At 71.7% G+C, this 22,718-nt stretch carries 21 protein-coding genes; 6 read left to right on the plus strand and 15 right to left on the minus strand.

Annotated elements, in window-relative coordinates; all coding sequences use genetic code 11:
• Positions 1-13: 13 nt before the first annotated feature.
• From WFI00_RS07475 to WFI00_RS07515, 9 genes are all read right to left on the minus strand, one after another.
• The gene (locus tag WFI00_RS07475; RefSeq protein ID WP_336632005.1) at positions 14-2,698 is read right to left on the minus strand and encodes a penicillin acylase family protein; all 2,685 of its coding nucleotides are present in this window, start codon (positions 2,696-2,698) and stop codon (positions 14-16) included.
• A gap of 102 nt (positions 2,699-2,800) precedes the next feature.
• Positions 2,801-4,654 (minus strand): YhgE/Pip family protein, encoded by a 1,854-nt coding sequence (locus WFI00_RS07480; RefSeq protein ID WP_336632004.1) that lies wholly within the window; start codon positions 4,652-4,654, stop codon positions 2,801-2,803.
• Entirely contained in the window at positions 4,651-5,397 is a 747-nt protein-coding gene (locus WFI00_RS07485) for a hypothetical protein (RefSeq protein WP_336632003.1), read from the minus strand. The genes WFI00_RS07480 and WFI00_RS07485 overlap by 4 nt, the downstream gene beginning before the upstream one ends.
• Positions 5,397-6,020, minus strand: a complete 624-nt coding sequence (locus tag WFI00_RS07490) for a TetR/AcrR family transcriptional regulator (protein WP_336632002.1) — start codon at positions 6,018-6,020, stop codon at positions 5,397-5,399. The genes WFI00_RS07485 and WFI00_RS07490 overlap by 1 nt, the downstream gene beginning before the upstream one ends.
• Positions 6,021-6,123: 103 nt before the next feature.
• Positions 6,124-7,566: an argininosuccinate synthase gene (gene argG / locus WFI00_RS07495; protein ID WP_336632001.1), complete on the minus strand. Its 1,443-nt coding sequence runs from the start codon at positions 7,564-7,566 to the stop codon at positions 6,124-6,126.
• Positions 7,567-7,637: 71 nt separating this feature from the next.
• Positions 7,638-8,465: a MetQ/NlpA family ABC transporter substrate-binding protein gene (locus tag WFI00_RS07500; RefSeq protein WP_336632000.1), complete on the minus strand. Its 828-nt coding sequence runs from the start codon at positions 8,463-8,465 to the stop codon at positions 7,638-7,640.
• A 42-nt stretch (positions 8,466-8,507) separates the two neighbouring features.
• A complete protein-coding gene (locus WFI00_RS07505; protein WP_336631999.1) occupies positions 8,508-9,227 on the minus strand; it encodes a methionine ABC transporter permease in 720 nt (239 codons plus the stop codon).
• Positions 9,224-10,216: a methionine ABC transporter ATP-binding protein gene (locus WFI00_RS07510; protein ID WP_336631998.1), complete on the minus strand. Its 993-nt coding sequence runs from the start codon at positions 10,214-10,216 to the stop codon at positions 9,224-9,226. The genes WFI00_RS07505 and WFI00_RS07510 overlap by 4 nt, the downstream gene beginning before the upstream one ends.
• A gap of 55 nt (positions 10,217-10,271) precedes the next feature.
• Positions 10,272-10,997: a Pr6Pr family membrane protein gene (locus WFI00_RS07515; protein WP_336631997.1), complete on the minus strand. Its 726-nt coding sequence runs from the start codon at positions 10,995-10,997 to the stop codon at positions 10,272-10,274.
• Positions 10,998-11,103: 106 nt separating this feature from the next.
• Between WFI00_RS07515 and WFI00_RS07520 the strand changes: the two genes are divergently transcribed.
• A complete protein-coding gene (locus WFI00_RS07520; RefSeq protein ID WP_336631996.1) occupies positions 11,104-12,390 on the plus strand; it encodes an adenylosuccinate synthase in 1,287 nt (428 codons plus the stop codon).
• Positions 12,391-12,406: 16 nt separating this feature from the next.
• The gene (locus tag WFI00_RS07525) at positions 12,407-13,618 is read left to right on the plus strand and encodes a lactonase family protein (RefSeq protein WP_336631995.1); all 1,212 of its coding nucleotides are present in this window, start codon (positions 12,407-12,409) and stop codon (positions 13,616-13,618) included.
• 4 nt (positions 13,619-13,622) lie between these two features.
• Here WFI00_RS07525 and WFI00_RS07530 read toward each other — a convergent pair whose 3' ends face one another.
• The gene (locus WFI00_RS07530) at positions 13,623-14,777 is read right to left on the minus strand and encodes an AI-2E family transporter (RefSeq protein ID WP_336631994.1); all 1,155 of its coding nucleotides are present in this window, start codon (positions 14,775-14,777) and stop codon (positions 13,623-13,625) included.
• 33 nt (positions 14,778-14,810) lie between these two features.
• Between WFI00_RS07530 and WFI00_RS07535 the strand changes: the two genes are divergently transcribed.
• Entirely contained in the window at positions 14,811-15,131 is a 321-nt protein-coding gene (locus WFI00_RS07535; RefSeq protein WP_336631993.1) for a chorismate mutase, read from the plus strand.
• A gap of 8 nt (positions 15,132-15,139) precedes the next feature.
• Here WFI00_RS07535 and WFI00_RS07540 read toward each other — a convergent pair whose 3' ends face one another.
• From WFI00_RS07540 to WFI00_RS07550, 3 genes are read right to left on the minus strand one after another with little or no spacing between them, the layout of a single operon-like run.
• Positions 15,140-15,835, minus strand: a complete 696-nt coding sequence (locus WFI00_RS07540; RefSeq protein ID WP_336631992.1) for a hypothetical protein — start codon at positions 15,833-15,835, stop codon at positions 15,140-15,142.
• Positions 15,832-16,746 (minus strand): ABC transporter ATP-binding protein, encoded by a 915-nt coding sequence (locus WFI00_RS07545; protein WP_336631991.1) that lies wholly within the window; start codon positions 16,744-16,746, stop codon positions 15,832-15,834. Before WFI00_RS07545 ends, WFI00_RS07540 begins: the two co-directional genes overlap by 4 nt.
• Positions 16,743-17,138, minus strand: a complete 396-nt coding sequence (locus WFI00_RS07550) for a GntR family transcriptional regulator (protein WP_336632088.1) — start codon at positions 17,136-17,138, stop codon at positions 16,743-16,745. Before WFI00_RS07550 ends, WFI00_RS07545 begins: the two co-directional genes overlap by 4 nt.
• Positions 17,139-17,577: 439 nt before the next feature.
• On the opposite strand from WFI00_RS07550, the gene WFI00_RS07555 reads away from it, so the two are divergent.
• The 3 genes from WFI00_RS07555 to WFI00_RS07565 all read left to right on the plus strand — a co-directional run bounded on the left by WFI00_RS07555 (position 17,578) and on the right by WFI00_RS07565 (position 20,801).
• On the plus strand, positions 17,578-18,849 hold the full coding sequence (locus tag WFI00_RS07555; RefSeq protein WP_336632087.1) for a quaternary amine ABC transporter ATP-binding protein: 1,272 nt from the start codon (positions 17,578-17,580) through the stop codon (positions 18,847-18,849).
• Positions 18,849-19,760: an ABC transporter permease gene (locus WFI00_RS07560; protein WP_336631990.1), complete on the plus strand. Its 912-nt coding sequence runs from the start codon at positions 18,849-18,851 to the stop codon at positions 19,758-19,760. Before WFI00_RS07555 ends, WFI00_RS07560 begins: the two co-directional genes overlap by 1 nt.
• 129 nt (positions 19,761-19,889) lie before the next feature.
• Positions 19,890-20,801, plus strand: a complete 912-nt coding sequence (locus WFI00_RS07565; protein ID WP_442928310.1) for a glycine betaine ABC transporter substrate-binding protein — start codon at positions 19,890-19,892, stop codon at positions 20,799-20,801.
• A gap of 9 nt (positions 20,802-20,810) precedes the next feature.
• Here the strand turns inward: WFI00_RS07565 and WFI00_RS07570 are convergent, their stop codons facing one another.
• Entirely contained in the window at positions 20,811-21,575 is a 765-nt protein-coding gene (locus WFI00_RS07570) for a hypothetical protein (RefSeq protein WP_336631988.1), read from the minus strand.
• 43 nt (positions 21,576-21,618) lie between these two features.
• The gene (locus tag WFI00_RS07575) at positions 21,619-22,710 is read right to left on the minus strand and encodes a hypothetical protein (protein ID WP_336631987.1); all 1,092 of its coding nucleotides are present in this window, start codon (positions 22,708-22,710) and stop codon (positions 21,619-21,621) included.
• Positions 22,711-22,718: the final 8 nt, after the last annotated feature.

The following is a 22,718-nucleotide window of genomic DNA, read 5'->3' on the forward strand; positions in this document are numbered from 1 at the left end:
GACGACGGCCTTCTCAGCGCCCGGGGGTGAGCACGAGCGTGTCGGTGGCCGACGCCAGGACACGCTCGAGGGTGAAGGTCCAGGGCGTCTGCCGCTGCGCCTGCCACGTCTCGAACTGGTCCGTGTAGTTCGGGTGGAAGGCGTGGCCGCTCGTCCCCGTGAGGTGGTTCCATCGCGAGGCGTCGAGGTCGGCGAGGTCCACCGTCATCCGCATCGACGGCACCGTCGAGATCGCGAAACCGCCGCTGCCGAGCTGCCAGCCCGTCGCGTCCACGACCGAGGACCCTCCCCCCGCGGGGAACGGCCCGCGGTTGAACAGCCACTCGATCGGCGCGATGCCGCTCTCGCCGAACGTGCCGCTCGTGAGGGTGATCGTGTGCAGGTCGCCCCAGCTCCAGGCGTCCGGGTTGTCGCCCTGAAGCGCGACGAGGCGTGCGTACGCGTCCGTCGCGGCGCGCACGAGCATCCCGTGCTGATCCGCGACCCCGATCGTGGGATTGGTCCACCAGGGAGACTGCGGTTCGTCGAGGAGCCGGTCGATGACCACGAAGAGGCGGTCCTGCCCGGAGAGACCGACCGGGTCGTCGCGTCGCGAGAAGAGGTCCTGCGCGAGCTCGTCCCACAGGACGTTCGCGTACGCGGCGGCCGACGACTCGGCGTCGTTCTGCGCGTCCCATCCGGCGAGCAGATCGAGCGCTCGCTGCGCCTTCGGGTCGTCGAGCGTGATGCCGCTGTACGCGGTGCTGAGGCGCTTACCCATCCAGAACTCCTGGTCGGCCTGGATGCTGCTCATGTCGTCGGCCGAGACGTCGCCCCTCGCGATCGCGCGCTCGAGCAGGTCCGTGATGCGCGCGGCGCGCCAGCCCGCGTCCCAGTCCGACCCGAGGACGTACGGATAGTCGGCACCGACGACCGCGTTGTTCGCGGTGACGATGAACCCGCGGTCGGGGTTCAGGACGACGGGGAGATCGTCGAAGGGGATGAACCCCGTCCAGTCGTAGGCCGAGTCCCACCCCGGGGCGGGCATGGTCCCGTCGCCCGCGCCGCGGATCGGCAGCCGGCCCGGCGTCTGATAGCCGATGTCGCCGTGACGGTCGGCGTAGATCATGTTCTGCGCGGGCACGTCGAAGTCGGCCGCCGCCGCGCGGAAGGCGGTGAAGTCCTGCGCCGTGTCCAACGCGAAGATCGCCCGCGCCGCGGTGCCGGGATCGAGCGCCGTCCACCGCAGCGCGACGGCGTACTCGCCGGGGGGAGCGTCCGCCGGGGACTCGGCGGCGTGGGTCGTCCCGGTGTAGGGATCCTCCGCGATGCGGGCCAGGTCGTCCGACGTCGTGGAGAGGATCGGGCCGTGCCCGGTGGAGCGCACCTCGAGGGTCTCGTCGGCTCCGCCGGCGACGCGGAGGGTCTCGGTGCGGGTCTCGAGGGGGACGAGCTGACCGTCGCGCCAGTACCGGTCGCCGTCCAGCTTCTCGAGGTAGAGGTCGGTGACGTCCGCGGTCAGGTTCGTGAACCCCCAGGCGATGTCCGCGTTGTGACCTATGATCACGCCCGGGACGCCGGAGAATCCGAATCCGGCCACGTCGAACGGGCATTCCGGACCCGTCGTGCGGCACCGCAGACCGACCTGATGCCACACGCTCGGAAGCGACGCGCCGAGGTGCGGATCGTTGCTCAGCAGAGGCATGCCGCTCTGCGTATACGAGCCGGAGACCACCCAGGAGTTGGACCCCACTCCCTCGCCGACGCCGCCCAGCAGCGCCGCGGCCGCGTCGAGGACCGATCCGGCCTCACGCCAGACGATCGCCGGCCCGGCGGCCGATCCGGTCGCGGCGCCGGCCACCGACGGCGCACCGGCGTCCGCGGACGCAGCGGACGCCGGAACGGCGGGGGCCACGGGGTCGAGGCCGGTCGTGATGGTCGGGACGATCACCGGGTGGTCGGCGGGGTACGCGGGGTAGAGCTCGGCGATCTCGGCGGGCGTGCGCGTCTGCGCCAGCAGCGCGCGCTCGATCTCCTCCTCGATGTTGCCCCGGAGGTCCCAGGCCATCGCCTTCAGCCACGCGACGGAGTCGGCGGGCGTCCAGGGGGCGATCTCGTACGCGGAGTTCTGCAGGCCCAGCACCGCGTACTCGAAGGACGCCGCCGATCCCCGGTGGTCGGCGAGGTAGGCGTTCACGCCCTCGGCGTAGGCCTCGTAGTATCCGCGCGTCGTGTCGTCGAGGGCGGCGACCTCCTGCTCCGCGATGCGGTGCCACCCGAGGGTGCGCAGGAACCGGTCGGTGGGCAGCTGGGATGCGCCGAACAGCTCCGCGAGTCGGCCCGAGGTCACGTGACGGCGGAAGTCCATCTCCCAGAAGCGATCCTGCGCGTGGACGTATCCCTGGGCGTAGAAGAGATCGTGCGGCGTGTCGGCGACGATGGTGGGGATGCCCAGCTCGTCGCGCGCGACCGTGACGTCGGCTCCGAGTCCGGCGACGGCGACCGTGCCGCTCAGCTGAGGGAACGACCGCTGGATCGTCCACACCACGGTGCCCGCGCCGACGAGCGCGATCACGGTGAGTCCCACGACCACGGCGTACGCGATGATCGCGAGGCGGCGGCGGAGGCGACGGCGTCGCACGGGGCGGTCCACGGGCTGGTCCACCGGGCCGTCCACCGCCGTCCGGTGGGCTCCCGTGAGGGAGGGGAGATCGGACATCCGCGCCGGACCGCCTTCCGGGGGGCGTGCGAGCTCACGGCCCGGACCCTCGCCCCCTCGTCCGGGCCCGTGAACGCATGCTAACCGAACCGGTGCCCGGCGTCAGCCGATGAGGCTCGGCTGCAGATCGCGCAGGGTCCGCCCGTGCGTCATCCGTGTCACGCCGATCACCGCGAGGGTCAGGGCCGCGCCGATCCACACCAGCAGGACGCCGATGTCGGAGCCGACGCGGGCGAGGTCTCCGCCGTACATGAGCTGGCGCATCGCGTCGACGACGTATCCCATCGGCAGCACGTGGTGCAGCCACGCGAGCGGCGCCGGGAGCGTCTGCCAGGGGAACGTGCCGCCCGCCGTCACCAGCTGCAGCACCATCAGGATGAGTCCGATGAACTGACCGACCGAGCCCAGCCAGACGTTCAGCGCGAGGATGATCGAGGCGTAGGTGAACGAGGCCAGCATGAGGATGCCGAGCGTTCCGAGCGGATTGGCGAAACGGAAGCCGAGGGCGAGGGACAGCACGCCGAACAGGGCGACCATGCCGAGGCTGCCCAGGAGGGCCGGGGTGAGCCAGCCGGCGAGGGTCACGCGGATAGGCGAGCGCAGTGCGGTCACCGCACGCCGCGAGATCGGCTTCACGATGAGGAACAGCGCGTAGATGCCGATCCAGCCCGCGAGCGCCGCGAAGAAGGGGGCGAGACCGGCGCCGTACTCCCCGGCGGACGTCTGTGCGTTCGACGAGATCGTCACGGGGTCGGCGATCGTCTTCGCCTGAGCGTCGCGCGTGGCCGCATCGGTGTCGGGGATCGCCTGCACGCCCGCGGCGAGCCCGTCGCGCAGCTGCGCGGCGCCGCCCGCGACCTGCCCGGCTCCGCTCGCCAGGGTGGCGGCGCCGGCCGCCGCCTGGTTCGCCCCGTCCGTCAGGGCGGCGGAGCCCGAGGCGACCTGCTGGGAGCCCGACGCGACCTGCGCGGCGCCGTCCGCGACCTGGGCGGCTCCGTCGGCGAGGCGGTCCACCTGGCCCACCGCCGCCTGCAGGCGCTCGTTCCCGGTGCGTGCGGCGTCGCCGATGGGATCGAGGGCGGCCAGGACGCGATCGATCGTCGCCTGATCGACCCCCTGCTCGGCGAGCAGCCGGGCGATGTCGGCGCGGGCCTGGGGGAGGGCGTCGACGACGTCTCGCCCGGCGGCTCCGGCGCGGTCCGCATACCCGCTCAGGACGGCAGTGCCCTGCGAGACCTGCGCGGCGCCGTCCGCGACCTGCGCGGCGCCGCCCGCGACCTGCTGCGCGCCCGAGGTGAGGGTGCCCGCGCCCTGGGCGAGACCGGCGGTGCCCTGGGCGAGGCTGCCGCTGCCGTCGGCGACCTGCTGCGCCCCGTCGGTGAGCGTCGAGGCGCCTCCGGCGGCCGTCGACAGTTGCGCGCGGATGTCGCTCAGCGCGCCGAGCAGACGCGAGGCCGCCTGCTCTCCCACGAGCTCGGCGACCGAGCGGCGGATCTTCTCGACCGCCTGGGTGCCGATCGTGGAGGCGAGGTAGTTGTTGGCATCGTTCGTCTCGAGGCCGATCGTGGCCTGCCGGGGGGCGGACCCCGCCGCCGACGTCAGAGCGTCCGAGAAGTCCGAGGGGATCGTCACGATGAAGTCGACCTCGCCCTCGCTCAGGGCGGCGCGCGCCGCGTCCGCGGAGAGGGCCCGCCAATCGAACGCGCCGCCGCTGATCAGCTGGTCGGCGACCTGGTCGCCGTACGTCGTGGCATCCGCGCCGGTCCCGGATCCCTCGTCGAGGTCGACGAGGGCGACCGGCACCTGAGCGAACTTGCCGTACGGGTCCTGGTTCGCCCACAGGTACACGCCGCCGTAGAGGACGGGGACGAGCATCAGCGCCACGAGCGCGATGACGGACATCCGCGTCGCGGTGAGGCGCCGCAGTTCCGCGGCGATCATGGCGGGGATCTTCATCGGCGTGCTCCGGACTCGGCGGGGTGGTCGGCGGGGTGATCGTCCGGGCGGCGCGCCGGGTGGGGCGGACGTGCGACGTGCGCGACGAGGCTCGCGCCGCGGCGCAGGCGGATCCCGCTCGGCCGCGGGCGGGCGGGTACCGCCGGAGCGCCGGTGAGGGCTGCGGAGGCCGCGGCCCCGGCGATCACGAGGACCGCGAGGCCGCGCGCGGCGAACTCCTCCGCGAGGGCCCACCAGTGGGCCGGGTCGCCGCCGTGGCGGTCGGGCGACACGAGCACGAGGCCGTCCACCCCCGGCCGCAGGGCGGCCAGCTCGAGCAGGATCTTCAGGCGGGGGACGGGGTCGAGATCGCCGATCGGCAGGCGCGACGAAGAGCGCAGGCCGTACTTCTCGAGCCAGCGGCGAGCCGACAGCGGGTCGCTGGCCAGCCCCGCGAACATGAGCTCCTCGGCGACGACGCCGGCGACCGCGATGTTCGGCGCCGGGTCGCTGACGTCGGGCGCATCGACGAGCGCGATGCGCCGCCGGAGGGCCCCGCGGGCGTGACGGTCGAAGGCGTCGTCCAGCGCGACCGACCCCGTGTCGGGCCGCATGCGCCCGGAGGCGATGAGACCGAGGACGGTGGGGCGCTGCTCGGTCTCGGCGACGGCGAGGGTCGCCCGCCCGCTCCGATAGGCGAGCGTCGTCTCGGGGAGCGCCTCGCCGCGTCGTCCCTTCGTCACCGCGTCCAGCCGGATCCGCATCAGGACTCCCCGAGCAGCTCGGGGTGGGCGGACACTAGGGCATCGCCCTCCCGCCAGGACAGGCCCGCGATGCTCAGGACGGCCCGGACGGCCAGCGACGTCGCGACCGGCGAGGCGGCGTCGACCCTCGTGACGATCCCGCGCGCGGTCTCCTCGATGAGCCGAGCGAGGGTGGGTGCGGCCATGTCGGTGCGCAGGGAGCCGTCGTCCTGCCCCGCACGCACGATGGCGGCCAGGGTGCGCCGCAGCGGTGCGAGCGCGGTCGCGGTCTGCTCGACGCGCGCCTCGTCGAGAGCGAGCGCGGCCGCCACCTGGACGTGCGCCGCGGCCGTCCACAGCGATGCGGTGAGCCGGGCGAGCGCGAGGGGAGGGTGGGGGTCGTCGACGGAGGCGGCGATCGCGTTGAAGCGCTGCGCACCCGCTGCGATCAGCTCGCCCAGGAGTGCCTGACGGTCGTCGAAGTGTCCGTACAGCGCGCGCCGGGTGAGTCCCGCGGCGCGCGCGATCTGGTCGATCGAGGCGCTCGGGTCGACGGCGAGGGTCGTCGCCGCGGCGCGGAGGATGCCGGCGCGGTTCGCCTCGGCGTCCTTCCGCGGTCGGCGGGGAGGTGCGGTCGTGGTCACCCGACGAGTGTAAGAAACTGCACACTGATGTGCAAGTTATTGCGCCCGTCGTCTTTCTTCCGGCCGGGCGGAAGCGAGGGAGGGAGACCCGCCGCGCCGCGTCTCAGTCGGCGCCGAAGTCGAACGACGCCGACTCGGACGCCTCGTCGACCGCCTCCGCCAGCTCCTCGCGGCGCGCGTCGTACGGCGCCGCGTGCGCGGTGATGCCCGGTGCCGCACCCGATGCGAGCTCGCCGACGAGTTCGGCCGTCGCGCCGCCGATGAGGCCCAGGCCCGCGTACTGCTCGAGGCGCGCGCGAGAGTCGGCGATGTCGAGGTTGCGCATCGTCAGCTGGCCGATGCGGTCGACCGGCCCGAAGGCGGCGTCGCCCACGCGCTCCATCGAGAGCTTCTCGGGGGCGTAGGACAGGTTCGGCGACACGGTGTCGAGGATCGTGTAGTCCTCGCCGCGGCGCAGGCGCAGCGTGACGGTGCCGCTGATGGCCGAGCCCACCCAGCGCTGGATCGACTCGCGCAGCATGAACGACTGCGGCTCGAGCCACCGGCCCTCGTACATGAGGCGACCGAGGCGGCGACCCTGCTCGTGGTAGGTCGCGAGGGTGTCCTCGTTGAGGATGCCGTTGACGAGGCGCTCGTACGCGATGAACAGCAGTGCCATCCCGGGGGCCTCGTAGATGCCGCGCGACTTCGCCTCGATGATGCGGTTCTCGATCTGGTCGCTCATGCCGAGGCCGTGGCGGCCGCCGATCGCGTTGACCTCTTGCACGAGCGCCACGGGATCCGCGTACTCGACGCCGTTGACGGCGACCGGGCGTCCCGCCTCGAACGTGATCGACACGTCCTCGGCGGCGATCTCGACCGCCGGGTCCCAGAAGCGCACACCCATGATCGGGTCGACGATCTCGAGGGACACGTCGAGGTGCTCGAGGGTCTTCGCCTCGTGCGTGGCGCCCCAGATGTTGGCATCCGTGGAGTACGCCTTCTCGACCGAGTCGCGGTACGGGAAGTCGTGGGCGACGAGCCACTCGCTCATCTCCTTGCGACCGCCCAGCTCGGTGACGAAGTCGGCGTCGAGCCACGGCTTGTAGATGCGCAGCGACGGGTTGGCGAGCAGGCCGTACCGGTAGAAGCGCTCGATGTCGTTGCCCTTGTAGGTCGAGCCGTCGCCCCAGATGTCGACGCCGTCCTCCTTCATCGCGCGCACCAGGAGCGTGCCGGTCACGGCGCGCCCGATGGGCGTCGTGTTGAAGTAGGTGCGCCCGCCCGAGCGGATGTGGAAGGCGCCGCACGACAGCGCGACGAGCCCCTCCTCCACCAGCAGCGGCTTGCAGTCGATCAGCCGGGACGCCTCGGCGCCGTACTGCAGCGCGCGTCCGGGGATCGAGGCGATGTCGTCCTCGTCGTACTGCCCCAGGTCGCCGGTGTAGGTGAACGGGACGGCGCCCTTGTCGCGCATCCAGGCGACGGCGACGGAGGTATCGAGCCCTCCCGAGAAGGCGATGCCGACGCGCTCGCCGACGGGCAGGGACTGAAGGACCTTCGACATGGTTCCGATTCTATCGACGCGGGGCGGGCGACCCGACGGGCCGCCCGCCCCGCAGCTGTTGCGAGGGGTACTCAGCCCTTCACGACCGGGACGACCAGGCCGCCCCAGGTGTCCGTCTCGTAGTCGGCCGTCGCCTGGGAGGTCAGCAGCTCGTAGAGCGCGGTGATGCGCGGGTCGTCCTTCAGCTCGGCGCGCGTCGCGAGCACGTTGTAGTACGCGCTGTCGGAACCCTCCAGCAGGATCGCCTCCGACGAGGTGAGGCCGGCCGGCAGCGCGAACGAGATCGTCACGAACGCCGTGTCCACGTCGGGCAGGGCCTGCGGGAGCGTCGCGTTCTCGATCTCCTTGAACTCGAACCCGTGGGGGTTCGCGGTGATGCCGGACAGGTCCGTCACGTCGTCGCGCACCTCGATGACGCCCTTCGAGGCGAGCAGCTTGAGCGCGCGGCCCTCGTTGGTCGGGTCGTTCGGGATCGCGATCGACGCGCCGTTCTTGAGGTCGTCGAGGCTCTTCACCTTCGTCGAGTAGAACGCCGCGGAGGGCAGGTAGGCCTCGCCGACGCTCACGAGGTCGGAGCCGGTCTTCTCGTTGAAGGTCTTCAGGAACGTCGCGTTCTGGAACAGGTTCGCGTCGATCGAGCCGTCCACGAGTGCCGTGTTGGGGGTGTTGTAGTCGGTGAACGGCACGAACTCGATCGTGAGGCCCGCCGCCGCGGCGCCGTTCTCGGCGATGTGCGTCAGGATGTCGCCGGCCGGGGTCTGCAGCGCCCCCACCTTGAGGGTGCCGAGCGAACCGGCGTCCCCCGTGGCGGCGGGCTGCGACGAGCCCGCGCATCCCGTGAGCGTGAGGGCGAGGGCCGCCGCGGCGGCGAGGGCGGACAGGCGGAAGGTGCGGGACATGGTGGTTCCTCTCGGAGAACTATCGGGCGGGAAGAGCGGGAGTCAGAACGATGCGACGGTCGTCGCGCGCGTCCGACGGCGCGGCGAGCGTCGAGCCAGGCGCCGGGCGCCCCAGGTCGCCAGGCCCTGGAGGATCATGACGATCGCGAAGATGATGACGATCACCGAGACGATGTGGATCCAGCTGTACTGCTGATAGCCGTAGCGGATCGCGACATCGCCGAGTCCGCCGCCGGCGACCGTGCCCACCATCGCGGAGAAGTTGATGATCGACGTGACCGTCGTCGACAACCCGAGCAGCATCGAGGGGGCCGCCTCGGGGAGCAGGACCTTGGCGACGAGCTGCCACCGGCTCGCACCGAGCGAGGAGGCGACGTCGAGCAGGCCCGGGTCGACCTCCTTGATCGCGATCTCGACCATGCGCGCGAAGAAGGGGATCGCGACCACCGACAGGGGGACGATCGCCGCCGTCGGGCCGATGAACGTGCCGACGATCAGGCGCGTGACCGGGATGAGGGCGACCATCAGGATGATGAACGGGACGGACCGGCCGAAGTTGACGATGAGGTCGAGCGTGCGGTTGATGATCGCCCCGGCGGCGCGCGAGCCGAACGGCCGATCGAGGAAGCGGCCCGGCTCGGTGCCGACGAGCACCACGCCCAGCGGAAGGCCGACGATGATGGTGACCAGCAGCGCGACGCCGACCATGTAGAGGGTCTGGCCCGTCGCGACGAGGAGCACCTGGATCAGCTGGTCGTTCATGAAGCGCCTCCCGTGCCGCCGCGGAGCACATCGACGAGCAGGCCCTGTCCGCGCAGGTCGGTGATGATCGCGCGGGATGCCTCGGCGGGCAGCTGCAGGCGCGTGCGCCCGGCCTGTGTGCCGCCGATCTGCTCGATGAGGGCGCCCAGGATCGACACGTCGACGGCGTGGTCGCGCGCGAGCTGCGCGATGATCGGCCGATCGGCGGTTCCGCCCGCGAAGGTGATGTCGATCACGACGTCGTCCTCGGGCACGTGCGCCGAGACCGGACCGATGGGGAACAGCTGCGAGGTCAGGCGCGACCCGGGCGTGCGGATGAGGTCGACCAGGCGACCGGTCTCGACGACCCGACCGTTCTCGATGAGCGCCGCCGAGTCGCAGACCGACTTCACGACCTCCATCTCGTGCGTGATGAGCAGCACCGTGAGGCCGAGCTCGGTGTTGATGCGGCGGTAGAGGTCGAGGATCGACGCCGTGGTCTCGGGGTCGAGGGCGCTGGTCGCCTCGTCCGAGAGCAGCACCGTCGGGCGCGCCGCGAGTGCGCGCGCGATGCCCACGCGCTGCTGCTGACCGCCGGACAGCTCGTGCACCGACGCGTCCGCGCGATGGCCGAGACCGACGAGGTCGAGCATCTCCTGCGCGCGGGAGGCGCGCTCCGCGCGCGGCGCGCCGTCGAGCTCGAGGGCGAGCTCGACGTTGCCGCGCACCGTCCGGCTGCCGAGCAGGTTGAATCGCTGGAACACCATGCCGATGCGCCGCCGTGCGCGTCGGAGCTCGGCGGGGTTGAGCGAGGTCAGCACCGTGCCGTCGACCGTCACGGTGCCGCGATCGGGACGTTCGAGGAGGTTGACGATCCGCGCGAGTGTGCTCTTGCCCGCGCCGCTCTGCCCGACGACGCCGAAGATCTCGCCCGTGGGGATCTCCAGCGTCACGTCGTCGACGGCGGGGAGGCCGCCGTAGGCCTTGGAGACGTGGTCGAGGGAGATCATCCCCTCGATCCAATCCTCTCGTGGGCCCGCCGCTGAAATCAGATGACGATTCGTGTCATCGGTGCTCGCGCGACACGCGCAAACGTGCTTCACCGCCGAGCCGCCCGCGTGCGCGACCGACCGCGACGGCGACCGCGCCGATCGCGACGATGGCGGCCGCGATCGCGAGCGCGTACAGCGCAACGCCGCCGTACCCCCACGGCTGCAGGTGCGGGTCGAGGAAGGGGTACGGATACCACCACGGGTCCCCGGTGCGGAAGTTCACGACGAGCGGGCCGCGGACGAGCGTGTAGGCGAGCCAGACGAGCGGGAAGATCGTGATGACACCCACCGCCGACCAGGGCAGCGCGCGACGGCGCGGCGCGAGGAGCAGGTCGAGGACGAAGAACAGCGGCGCCCAGACGTGCAGGATCTCGTTGGACCAGGGCACCGTGGCCCCCTGCGGAAGCGGGATTCCGCGCAGAAGTGTGTTGTAGACGAGGCCGGTGATCGTCATGTAGGTCGTCGCACAGACGAGGATCGTCGCGAAGACGCGTCCGTCGCGCGCGCCCGGGCGCAGCAGCATCACACCCCCCACGACGAGCACGACGACGGATGTCGCGTTGGAGAGGATCGTGAAGAAGCTGAAGAAGTCGACGACCGTGCCGCCGACCGGCCACCCCTCGGCGAGCGAGTTGGACACGGATCGGACCAGCTGCGCGACGATGGCGGCGACGATGGCCGCCGCGACGGTCAGGCGGAGGACGCCCCACAGGGCGTCGCGGGTACGGGGCGCAGGCATGCCACGACCGTAGCGGTCGGCGCAGCGCCCGTCACGCGCCCGGGGCATCCGCGCGCCGCACCGATAGGATGGGGTGTAACCGTCCGATAAACGGGGGAGTGAGCCCATGCCAGGCATCGTGATCGTCGGAGTCCAGTGGGGAGACGAGGGCAAGGGCAAGGCCACCGATCTCCTCGGGGAGCGCACCGACTGGGTCGTCAAGTTCAACGGCGGGAACAACGCGGGTCACACCGTCGTCATCGGCGACGAGAAGTACGCGCTGCACCTGCTGCCCTCCGGCATCCTCTCCCCGGGCGTCACCGCCGTGATCGGCAACGGCGTGGTCGTGGACCTCGAGGTCCTCTTCGGCGAGCTCGAGGCGCTCAACGCCCGCGGGCTCGACACGTCGCGGCTGAAGATCAGCGCCAACGCCCACGTGATCACGCAGTACCACCGGACTCTCGACAAGGTCACCGAGCGCTTCCTCGGCAAGCGCATGATCGGCACCACGGGCCGGGGGATCGGACCGACCTACGCCGACAAGATCAACCGGGTGGGCATCCGCATCCAGGACCTGTTCGACGAGAACATCCTGCGCCAGAAGGTCGAGGGAGCCCTCGACCAGAAGAACCATCTGCTCGTCAAGGTGTTCAACCGCCGCGCGATCACGGTCGACGAGGTCGTCGACGACCTGCTCTCCTACGTGGAGCGCCTGCGCCCCATGGTCTGCGACACCGGACTGCTGCTGAACCGCGCACTGGACGCCGGCGAGGTCGTCGTCTTCGAGGGCGGACAGGCCACGATGCTCGACGTCGACCACGGCACGTACCCGTTCGTCACGTCGTCCTCCGCGACCGCGGGCGGCGCCGCGACCGGCTCCGGCGTGGGCCCCAACCGCCTCGACCGCATCGTCGGGATCGTCAAGGCGTACACGACGCGCGTCGGGTCGGGACCCTTCCCGACCGAGCTGTTCGACGAGCAGGGCGAGTGGCTGCGCAAGCGCGGGTTCGAGTTCGGCACCACCACCGGCCGTCCCCGCCGGGTCGGCTGGTACGACGCCCCGATCACCCGGTACGCGACCCGCATCAACGGGATCACGGACCTCGTGCTCACCAAGCTCGACATCCTGACCGGCCTGGAGCGCATCCCGGTCTGCGTCGCGTACGAGGTCGACGGCGAGCGGTTCGACGAGGTCCCGGTCAACCAGAGCGACTTCCACCACGCCACGCCCGTCCTCGAGTACTTCCCCGGCTGGTCGGAGGACATCTCCGGCGCGCGCACCTTCGAGGAGCTGCCGGAGGCGGCGCAGGACTACGTCCTCGCGCTGGAGGCGATGAGCGGTACGCGCATCTCGGTCATCGGCGTGGGACCGGCGCGCGACGCGGTCATCGTGCGTCACGACCTCGTCGACTGATGCCGGGACGCCTCCCGTGAGGTTCTGGCTCGGCGGCTACGGGCCCGAGGACGGCGGTGCGGCCGCCGGGATCGGCGTGCTGAGGGCCGGCGCGTCCGACGACCCGCTCGCGGGCGGCGACCTCGCCTACGGCGGCGTGGCGGCGGCGGCCCCGTCGCCGTCGTGGCTCGCGGCGCATCCGACGCGCGACGTCCTCTACGCGGCCCAGGAGGGCGAGGGCACGGTCCGCGCCCTCGCCCGCTCCGGCGAGGAGTCCTTCGCGCCCCTGGGCGACGCGGTCGCCGCCGGCGAGCTCGTCTGCCACGTCGCCGTGGCGCCGGACGGATCCGCGCTCATCGCGTCGTGCTGGGGCGACGGCCGCGTGGTCCGGTACCCCCTCAGCGCGGAGGGGCGCATCGGGGCGGCGAGCATCGCGCCCGCCGCGTCGGATCCCTACGCCGAGGACGGGGGCGCGCACCCGCGAACGGACGAGCCGGCGGGGCTCCTCGACCTGGCGGCGTTCGGCGATCTGCCGCTGTTCGGGTCGCCGGGAGGCACGGGCCCCGGGACTGCCCCGCCCACCCCGTCCGCTCCGTCCGCCGACGCGGCGGACTCCGTCTCCGAGCAGCCCGCGCGGCGTTCCCGCGCGCACCAGGCCGTCCTCCTCCCCGGCGGTGTCGTCGCCACGACCGACCTCGGGTTCGACCTCGTCCGGTTCTGGGTGGTCGCCGCGGGCGGGCTGCGCGAGACCCAGCGGGTCGTCCTGCCCCGCGGGTGCGGGCCGCGTCACGCGGTATGGCACCCGAGCGGGCACCTGTACGTCGTCACGGAGGACTCGCTCGAGGTCTTCGTCCTGACGCCGGATCCCGCCGCGCCCGTCGCGGAGCGCTGGCGGCTCGTGTCCGGGAGCGGGCTCGGGGCGGGTACCGTGCCGGGGCGCGACGCGGCCGCGGAGATCGCCCTCAGTCGAGACGGGCGGGTCGTCGTCGTCGGCGTCCGCGGAACCGACGTGCTGGCGAGCCTCCGGGTCGGCGACGGCGGTTCTCGACTCGCCCCCGTCGCCGTGGTCGAGTCGGGCGTCGTGTGGCCGCGCCACCACGTCGTCGAGCGCGACACCGTGCTCGTCGCGGGGCAGCGCTCCGACGAGGTCGCCTCTCTCGCCCTGGACGAGCGCACGGGCGTCGTCGGCCGCGTCCGCCGACGCGTCGAGGCTCCCGCCCCGACGCGGCTGCTGAGCGACCGCCGATGACGCGTCAGACCTTGGCGTCCTGTCGCGGGATGTAGACCTTCTTGATGATGAGGAGGATCGACGCCGTGACCGGGATGGCGACCAGCGCGCCCAGCAGGCCCATGAGCGTGCCGCCGACGAGCGCACCGATGACCACGAGCGACCCCGGGACCGCGATCGCCTTGCTCATGACCTTCGGCGTCAGGACGTATGCCTCGATCTGCATGTAGATGAGGTAGAGGACGGCGAACACGAGGGCGGCGATCGGACTGCTGAACAGGGCGACGACCGAGCCGACCACCCAGAACATCACCGTTCCGACGAGGGGGATGATCGTCAGACAGAACGCGATGACCGCCAGCAGCAGCGGGAAGGGCAGCTGGAGCACGCTGTACAGGATGAACGTCATCACGGAGTTGAAGAAGGCGAGCACGACCATCCCGCCCAGGTACGAGCCGACCGAGCCGGTGATCTCCTCGGTCATGTCGCCGATGAACGCGCGGCTGCGCGCGGGCCACAGCCGGGTGAAGGCGGCCTTGATCTGATCGAGCGACGCGAGGAAGTAGAGGCTCAGGACGATGATGATGACCAGCCCCGACAGACCGCTGGCGATCGTCGCACCGACCTGGAGGACCCCGCCGCCGATCGTGGCGATGTTGCTCGGATCGCTGATGAACTTCTGCAGCTGCGCGAGCAGGCCGGCGGCCTGATCGCCGAAGCGCTCGTGGATCCAGGCGTAGACGTCGCTGCGCTGGAAGTCGCCGATCATCTGGGGCACGTCGCGGACGAACTGCGCGATCTGCGTGACCACCGTGGGGATGATCAGCCACAGCACGCCGACGAGGAATAGGACCAGGACGGAGTAGACGATCACGATCCCCCACGCGCGCCCGACGCGGTGACGCTCCAGCCGGCGCACGAGGGGATCGAGCCCCAGCGCGGCGAACAGGGCGAAGGCGATGTAGATCCAGATGGTCACGAGGTTCGTGATCGCCATCCCGAAGGCGAGGGCGACCAGTCCGCCCAGCGTGAGGAAGAAGCCCACGCCGAAGGGGCGGTTGAGATAGGCCCAGAACGTCCGCGCGGCCGGCGGCTCGGCCGGCACGTCGGCGTCGACCGACGCGGGGGCGGGAGACGGGGCGGAGGCGGCGATCCCCCGGTGGGCGCGGCGAGCTCTCATGGCTCACACTTTAGGGCGCGATAGGCTCGACGCATGACCGACGAGGCCGATCCGACCGTGACGCTGCGGCGCCTGCGCGGCAGCATCGACAACATCGACGCGGCGCTCATCCACATGCTCGCCGAGCGCTTCCGTGCGACGCAGCAGGTGGGCGTCCTCAAGGCCCGGCACGGGATGCCGCCGTCCGACCCGGCGCGCGAGGAGCAGCAGATCGCGCGGCTGCGCCGCCTCGCCGAGGATGCCGACCTCGATCCCGAGTTCGCCGAGAAGTGGTTCAACTTCGTCGTCGCCGAGGTCATCCGTCATCACGCGGCGGCCGCCGGCGCCGACGCGCCCGCGACCGCCGATCGCTGAGCCCCGGATCAGGGGACGGCGCGGCGCAGCGCCGGGTACGACACCGCCGCCATCGCGATCGTCGCGACCGCGACGCCCAGGGTGAGTCCCACGACGCCGCCCTCGACGATGGCGGTCATCACCGGTACCCAGGAGCGGGTCGCGGTGATGGTCCACACGACCGCGAGCAGCGCGAGCGCGAACCCGATGATCAGGACGGTCAGCCACAGGTTGCCGAACCGCTTGTAGACGGTCGCGAAGAAGAACCCGAGGACGAACGCGAACATGGCGATGACGAAGAAGAACAGGCCCGCGGCGGCGGGACCCGCCGTCCACAGCCAGTCCAGCGCGAAGAAGTACCCCCCGACGCCCCATCCGCCGGTCGCGATCTCGATCGCTCCGCCCACGACGAACATGACCGCCAGGATGCCGCTCGTGATGCCGGCCGTGAGGAGGGTGCCGAGGTAGAACTCCCGACGGGTGACGCTCATCGCCTGCGAGAACGGGAAGGTCAGTGTGAGGGCCTGGACGCCGACGATCAGGAAGTACCACAGCGGGGCCTGGGCTCCGCCGCCGACCATCGTCACCTCGACGCCTCCGTTCCGGAGGATCACCCAGATCCCCACCGACACCACGAGGGAGCCGCCCAGGACGAGCAGCGGCACCCAGATGAAGGTCTGTCGATTGACCAGCTGCATGCGGACGACGTTCAGTGTGCGGCTCATCGCCGTGCTCCTTCCGAGGCGAACGCGTCGGGTGACGCGGGGGATGCGCGGTGCTGACTCAGCCGCACGACGAGCTGCTGGAGCGAGACGGGCGAGAGCTCCAGGCCCGCCTCGGCGATCCGCGCACGTTCCTGCGGGCCGAGCGCTCCGAGGACCGTGACGCTCGCGACCCGCCCGAGGTGCTCCCGGTGGATGACCTCGCGGCCCTGCACGAACGCGTCGATCGCGGCGGCGTCGCCGACGATGGTCGTCGCGCGCGAGCGCAGCTCGTCGGTGTCCTCATCCAGGAGGATCCTGCCCTCGTCGATCACGACGACCCGCTCGAGCAGGTTCGACACCTCGTCGATCAGGTGGCTGGAGAGGATGACGGTGCGCGGGTGCTCGGCGTAGTCCTCGAGCAGGCGGTCGTAGAAGACCTGCCGGGCGACGGCATCCAGGCCCAGGTACGGCTCGTCGAAGAACGTCAGCTCCGCTCGGGAGGCGAGCCCGATGATCACTCCGACGGCCGAGAGCTGACCGCGTGAGAGCTTCTTGATCCGCGTCTTCAGGGGGAGCCCGAAGGCCGAGACGAGGTCGTCGGCGAGGTCCTGACTCCAGTTCGGGAAGAAGAGCCGTGCCACGCGGAAGGCGTGGGAGGGGAGTGCGTCGTCGGGGTAGCGCTGGCCCTCGCGCACGAAGCAGATGCGCTGCAGGACGGCGGCGTTCTCGTAGGGGTCCTCGCCGAACACGCGCACCTGACCCGAGGTCGGGAAGTTCTGCGCCGTGAGGAGGGTCATGAGGGTCGTCTTGCCGGCGCCGTTGCGCCCGAGCAGACCGTAGATGGCGTTCTCGCGGAAGGCGACGCTGACGTCGTCGAGGGCGAGGGTGTCCGTGTAGCGCTTGGTGAGGTGGCTCACCTCGATGACGTTCATCGTGAGATTCCTTCCGTGGGGGTCTGTGCGGCGCGCTCGGCGGCGCGCTCGCGGACGAGGGCGGCGAGGTCGTCGGGTCCGAGTCCGAGCGCACGAGCCTCGGCGAGCAGCGGATCGACGAAGCGGTCGGCGAAGGCGGAGCGGCGCTCGGAGAGCAGGCGGTCGCGCGCGCCGGCGGCGACGAACATCCCGATCCCGCGACGCTTGACGAGGATCCCCTTGTCGACCAGCAGGTTGACGCCCTTCGCGGCGGTGGCCGGGTTGATGCGGTGGAAGGCGGCGAGCTCGTTGGTCGACGGCGCGCGGTCGTCCTCGGCGAGGCTGCCGCCGAGGATCGCATCCTCGACGCTCTCCGCGATCTGCACGAAGATCGGCCTGCCATCGTCGATCAGCACGGTCACTCCTCGTGTGTTGGTTAGTTACATGACTAATGAACCACATAACCTTCCGATCGTCAAGCACTCGTGCCTCGGCGGCGCGCGTGCGCATGCGCGTGATAGCGCGGCGGGCGCGATGACGCGAATTTGCACGGCGCGTGATGCGATGCAAGCCTGGACGACGGCCCCGGAGGGGGCTCCGTTCGACCAGTCCGCGGTCGCCGGTGGCAGGCCCGGGTGTTCCGGGGCGGCCAGACCGGTGAGCGTACGGTCGGCGGCCCGTGCGCCGGGTCCGACATCCGGCGCCGAGTGCGTCCTCGACAGCGGAGGTCGCGCCGGGAGGCCGCCACCCGGGCGTGACCGATGCAGCCTGTGCACCGGGCTGCCGAGGTGTTCCGTGTCCGACTCACCCGTCCTCGACGCCGCGCGCGTCGACTCCGCCACCGGGCCGTCCCTGCCGCGGCCCGCTCTGGAGGCGAAGAACCTGTACAAGGTCTTCGGCCGCAATCCCAAGGATGCCGTCGCCCGGCTGCGCGCCGGGCAGTCCCGCAGCGAGATCGCCGACGCCGGGACCGCCGCCGTCATCGATGCCTCCTTCACGGTCCAGCCCGGCGAGATCTTCGTGATCATGGGACTGTCCGGGTCGGGCAAGTCCACGATCATCCGCATGCTCAACGGTCTGCTCGCGCCCACCGCCGGCGAGGTCGTCATCGACGGCCGGAACGTGACCACGGCATCCACCGGCGAACTGCGCGCGATCCGCCGCGAAGAGGTCTCGATGGTGTTCCAGCACTTCGCCCTGCTGCCGCATCTGAGCGTGCTCGACAACACCGCCTACGCGCTAGAGATCCAGGGCGTCGGCAAGACGGAGCGCCGCCGCCGCGCGTTGGAGGTGCTCGAGCGGGTCGGTCTCGCCGACCGCGCACACGCCCTGCCCGAGGAGCTCTCCGGGGGCATGCGTCAGCGGGTCGGCATCGCCCGGGCGCTCACCGCCGGCACCGGCATCCTGCTCATGGACGAAGCCTTCTCGGCGCTCGACCCGCTCATCCGCCGCGAGATGCAGGAGCAGCTCGTCGAGCTGCAGCGCGAGCTCGGACGCACCATCGTGTTCATCACGCACGACCTCAACGAGGCGATGTTCCTCGGCGACCGCATCGCGGTCATGCGCGACGGCCGCATCGTGCAGAACGGGACGCCCGAGGAGATCCTCACCGATCCCGCCAACGACTACGTCGCGCAGTTCGTGCAGGACGTCGATCGCGCCCGTGTGCTGACCGCGGCGTCAGTCATGGAGCCCCCGCACCAGACGACGCCGCTCAGCGCGGGCGTCCGCGGCGCCCTCCGGACCCTGCGCTCCCAGCAGGTCGGCGCCGTCTTCGCGACGGAGAACCGGAGGCTCGTCGGCGTCGTCACCGACCGCGCGGTCATCCGGGCCGTCAAGGCCGGGCAGACCGATCTCCGTCAGATCGTCGAGACCGCCGTTCCGAGCGTCGGGCCCGACGACCTGCTCTCCGAAATCGTCGAGACCGCCGTCGAGGCCACGGTGCCCCTCGCCGTCGTCGACGAGAACCGTCGCCTGCTCGGCGTCATCCCGCGCGTGACGCTCCTCGCGGCGCTCGGAAACGTGCCCGCGACGACACGTGAGATGCCGATCGTGCAGTCGCCCATCGACATGGTGGCCGAGTTCACCCCGCTCGTGGACGCCGCGACGGAAGGAGCCCGCTGATGGATGGCTTCCGGATTCCCCTCGGCACGGTCGCCGAGGCGGTCGTCGACGTCCTCGGCGACGTCTTCGGCGGGTTCTTCGACGCCGTCGCCACCGTCCTGCGTGCCGTGTACGGCGGGCTCGAGACGGCGCTGAGCGCGCCGCCCTTCTGGATCGTGATCCTGGTCCTCGCGGCGATCGCCTTCGCGGCCCGCGGCTGGAGGCTCGCCCTCGGCACGGCGCTCGGCCTCCTCGTGATCGTGGGGGTCGACCAGTGGGACAACGCGATGGACACCCTCGCACTCGTGCTCGTCGCGGCGATCGTCGCGATCGTGATCGCGATCCCGCTCGGCATCGCGGCCGCCCGCAGCGGCGCGGTGTCGCGCGTCGTGCGACCCGTGCTCGACTTCCTGCAGACGATGCCCGCCTTCGTCTACCTGATCCCGGCGATCATCTTCTTCGGGGTCGGAGCGGTGCCCGGCATGATCGCCACGATCATGTTCGCCCTCGCGCCCGGCGTCCGGCTCACCGAGCTCGGCATCCGCGGCGTGGACCCCGAGGTCGTCGAGGCCGGTCAGGCGTTCGGCGCGACGCCCGGACGCGTCCTTCGCCAGATCCAGCTCCCCCTCGCGCTGCCCTCGATCATGGCCGGAGTGAACCAGGTGATCATGCTGAGCCTGTCGATGGTCGTCATCGCGGGCATGGTCGGAGCGGGCGGCCTCGGCGGCGAGATCGTCGCGGCGATCGGGCGCATCAACGTCGGGCTCGGCTTCGAGGCCGGGATCTCCGTGGTCATCATCGCGATGATCCTCGACCGGATCACCTCCGGCCTCGGCCGGGGCGACCGCCGCCGACGGACGACGGGCGCGCGCGCGACGCCGGCCCGCGACACGGACGATGCGGCGGATGCCCGCGTGCCGGCCACCGCCTGAGAGCGCGTCCGCGCGCCGACCCCCACACCCCACAGACCGGGCGAGCTCATCACTCGCCGGGGGCGCGGAGACTCCGCGCCCATCAGTCGACGACCGGTCCGTGCACAGCACACGGACGGAGAGGACGCCATGATGACCAAGAGAAGGAACGTTCTGAGCACGCTCGCCCTGGCGGGCGCCGCCGCTCTCACCCTCGCCGGATGCGCCTCCGGCACGGGGGGTGCCGGCGGCTCCGGGACCGCGGATGGTCCCGCCGACCGGCCCGTCGAGATCGCCGTGTTCAACGGCTGGGACGAGGGGATCGCCGCCAGCCACCTGTGGCAGGCGATCCTCGAGGACAAGGGCTATGACGTGACGCTCACGTACGCCGACGTCGCGCCCGTCTATCTGGGGCTCACCCGAGGCGACTTCGACGTCGTGCTCGACACGTGGCTGCCCACGACCCACGCCGACTACATGGAGCAGTACGGCGACAAGGTCGAGGACCTCGGCGCCTGGAACGACGAGGCGAAGCTGACCGTCGCGGTCAACGAGGACGCCCCCATCTCCTCCCTCGACGAGCTCGCCGGATCCGCCGACGCGTTCGGCGGACGGATCGTCGGCATCGAGCCGGGGTCCGGCCTCATGCGCATCACGGGCGACGACGTCGTGCCGGGGTACGGCCTCGAGAAGATGGACCTCGTCGAGTCGTCGACGCCGGCGATGCTCGCCGAGCTGAAGAAGGCGACGGACGCCGGCCAGAACATCGCCGTGACGCTCTGGCGCCCGCACTGGGCCTACAACGCCTTCCCGGTGAAGGACCTCGAGGACCCGAAGGGTCTGCTGGGTGCGGCGGAGAGCATCCACTCGGTCGCCGCGACGTCGTTCGCGCAGGACTTCCCCGAGGTCCACGGCTGGATCTCGGGGTTCCGGATGCCGAGCGAGAAGCTGTACTCCCTGGAGGACGCGATGTTCAACGCGGGCTCGAGCGACGACTACGGTCCCGTCGTGAAGGCATGGATCGACGAGAACCGCGAGTGGGTGGACTCCCTCACGTCCTGACGGCGGTCCTCACGGACGGGGTGCGGCCGCGGCCGGGCCCCGTCCGTCGTCCGGGCGGGTGCTCCCCGACTCCTCCAGGGGCAGCGCCACCTTCTCCTCGAGCACGGTGATCGCGTCGTCCGAGACCACGATGAGCCCCTCCAGCTCTTCGCGGACGCGCTTGTAGGCGACCTGGCGCTCGGCCGGGGTCGCGCCACCGTCGACGGCGACCGACAGGAGCTGCTGCGCGGTCTTGAGGCGCTTGCGCTCGGTCTCGGAGAAGTCGGAGTCCTTCAGCCGGCGCGCCTCGCGCTCGGCGACGTCGAAGGCGACCTCGTACTCGGTGACCGCGTTCGCGTAGGCGGCGAGCTCCTGATCGGTGAGGTGGGCCTTCGGCGACGCGGGACGCAGACGGTCCGCCGTCTTCTTCGCCCGCAGGAAGGCAGCCGTCAGCGGCTGGCGTCCGTCGCTGATCGTCGGATAGGCGATGAGCTTCGCGACGTCGAGCTCGTACTCCAGCCAGCGTGAGGTGACGCCGTCGTGTTCGGCGAACAGCTTCTCGAGCTGCGGCTGGGTCGGCGACGGCTTCGTGATCGGCTTCGGCTCCGCCGCGGAGGCCACCTGTCGGGGCGCCTGCGCCGCCTTGAGGGCCGCCTTCGCCTGCAGGATCTCGAGGCGCCGCTTGTGGCGCGAGCGCGCGCCGAGCTCCCACCGCTTGGCGAACCCGCCGAGCACGGCCATCACCGGGAACACGAGCCACCAATACTCGCCCGCGAAGGTCCAGAACCCGCTCACGGTGTCAGCCTACGCCCCGGCATCGCACGTCTCCGACGACGACTCAATCGCCGGGCGGCCGGGTGCGGCGCGAGGGGATCGGCCACGTCGGCGGCGGGGTGGTCTCGCCACGGCCCGGCGCGCCGCCGTCCGTGCCGTCGCCCGTGCCCTCGCCGGGGCGCGGCGGCGATGCATCCGCCGTCGGTGTGCGGGGTGTACGGGGGGAACCGGGGGTGCGGTCGGGCCCGGGGGCCGGGCGCGATTCGGAGGTGCGGGGCGAGTCCGGAGCGGGACGCGGGTCGGAGGTGCGGGGCGAGTCGGAGCCGCCGCGGGCCGCGGTCGCGCGGGCGAGGGCCTCCGCGCCGCGCGCGAGCACCGTCTGGGTGAGGTTCTGTGCGATCTCCTGCGCGGAGACGACCCACGCGGCGGGCGTCGCGTCGCGGTCGGGACCCGGGCCGCTCGGAGGGACGGAGCCCTCGGCGCGGGCGAGGCGCCACGCCTCCGCCTCGGCGGCCTGGAAGGCGCGCGCCAACCGGGTGACGCCGTCGCGGTACGCACTGAACTGCGCGGGCGTGATGCGGGCATCCGCCGATGCGGGCCGGAGCGCGCGCGTGGTCCGCAGCTCGGCGAGGAAGGCTGCGGTCATCGGCACGCGCGCGTCGCTCATCGCGGGGAAGGCGAGGATGCGCGCCGGGTCGGTCTCGTACTCCATGAAGCGGGCGGACACGGCGTCGTCCTCGGCCATGAGGCGCGCGAGCGGGAGATCGGACGGATGGGTGACGCGTCGCCCCAGGGCGACCCGCTCCGCCGAGACCGTCGCCCGGCGCGCCCGGAGGGTCGCCGCCGCGGCCTTCGTCTCGCGCTGCGCGCGGTCGAGCTCGCGTCGCGCCGACGCGACGTCGCTCGAACTCGCACGGCCGGCCGCGCGGTCGGCCTGCGCGCGGGCCAGCTCGGCGCGGGCGACCCGTGCGGCGACGCGGGCGGTCGCGGCATCCTGCCGTGCGGCGCGCAGGGCGTCGAGCGACGCGGTGTAGGCGAGACGGCGGGCTTTCGCGCCCCGCTGCCCGCGCAGACCCGCCCAGCCGAGGGCGCCGGCGCCGATCACGCTCGGGCCGATCCACCAGAACTCGGCGAGCGCCGCCCATACGGGATCCACAGGCTCAT

It is taken from the genome of Microbacterium sp. MMO-56, from assembly GCF_037146215.1.
Lineage (GTDB): Bacteria > Actinomycetota > Actinomycetes > Actinomycetales > Microbacteriaceae > Microbacterium.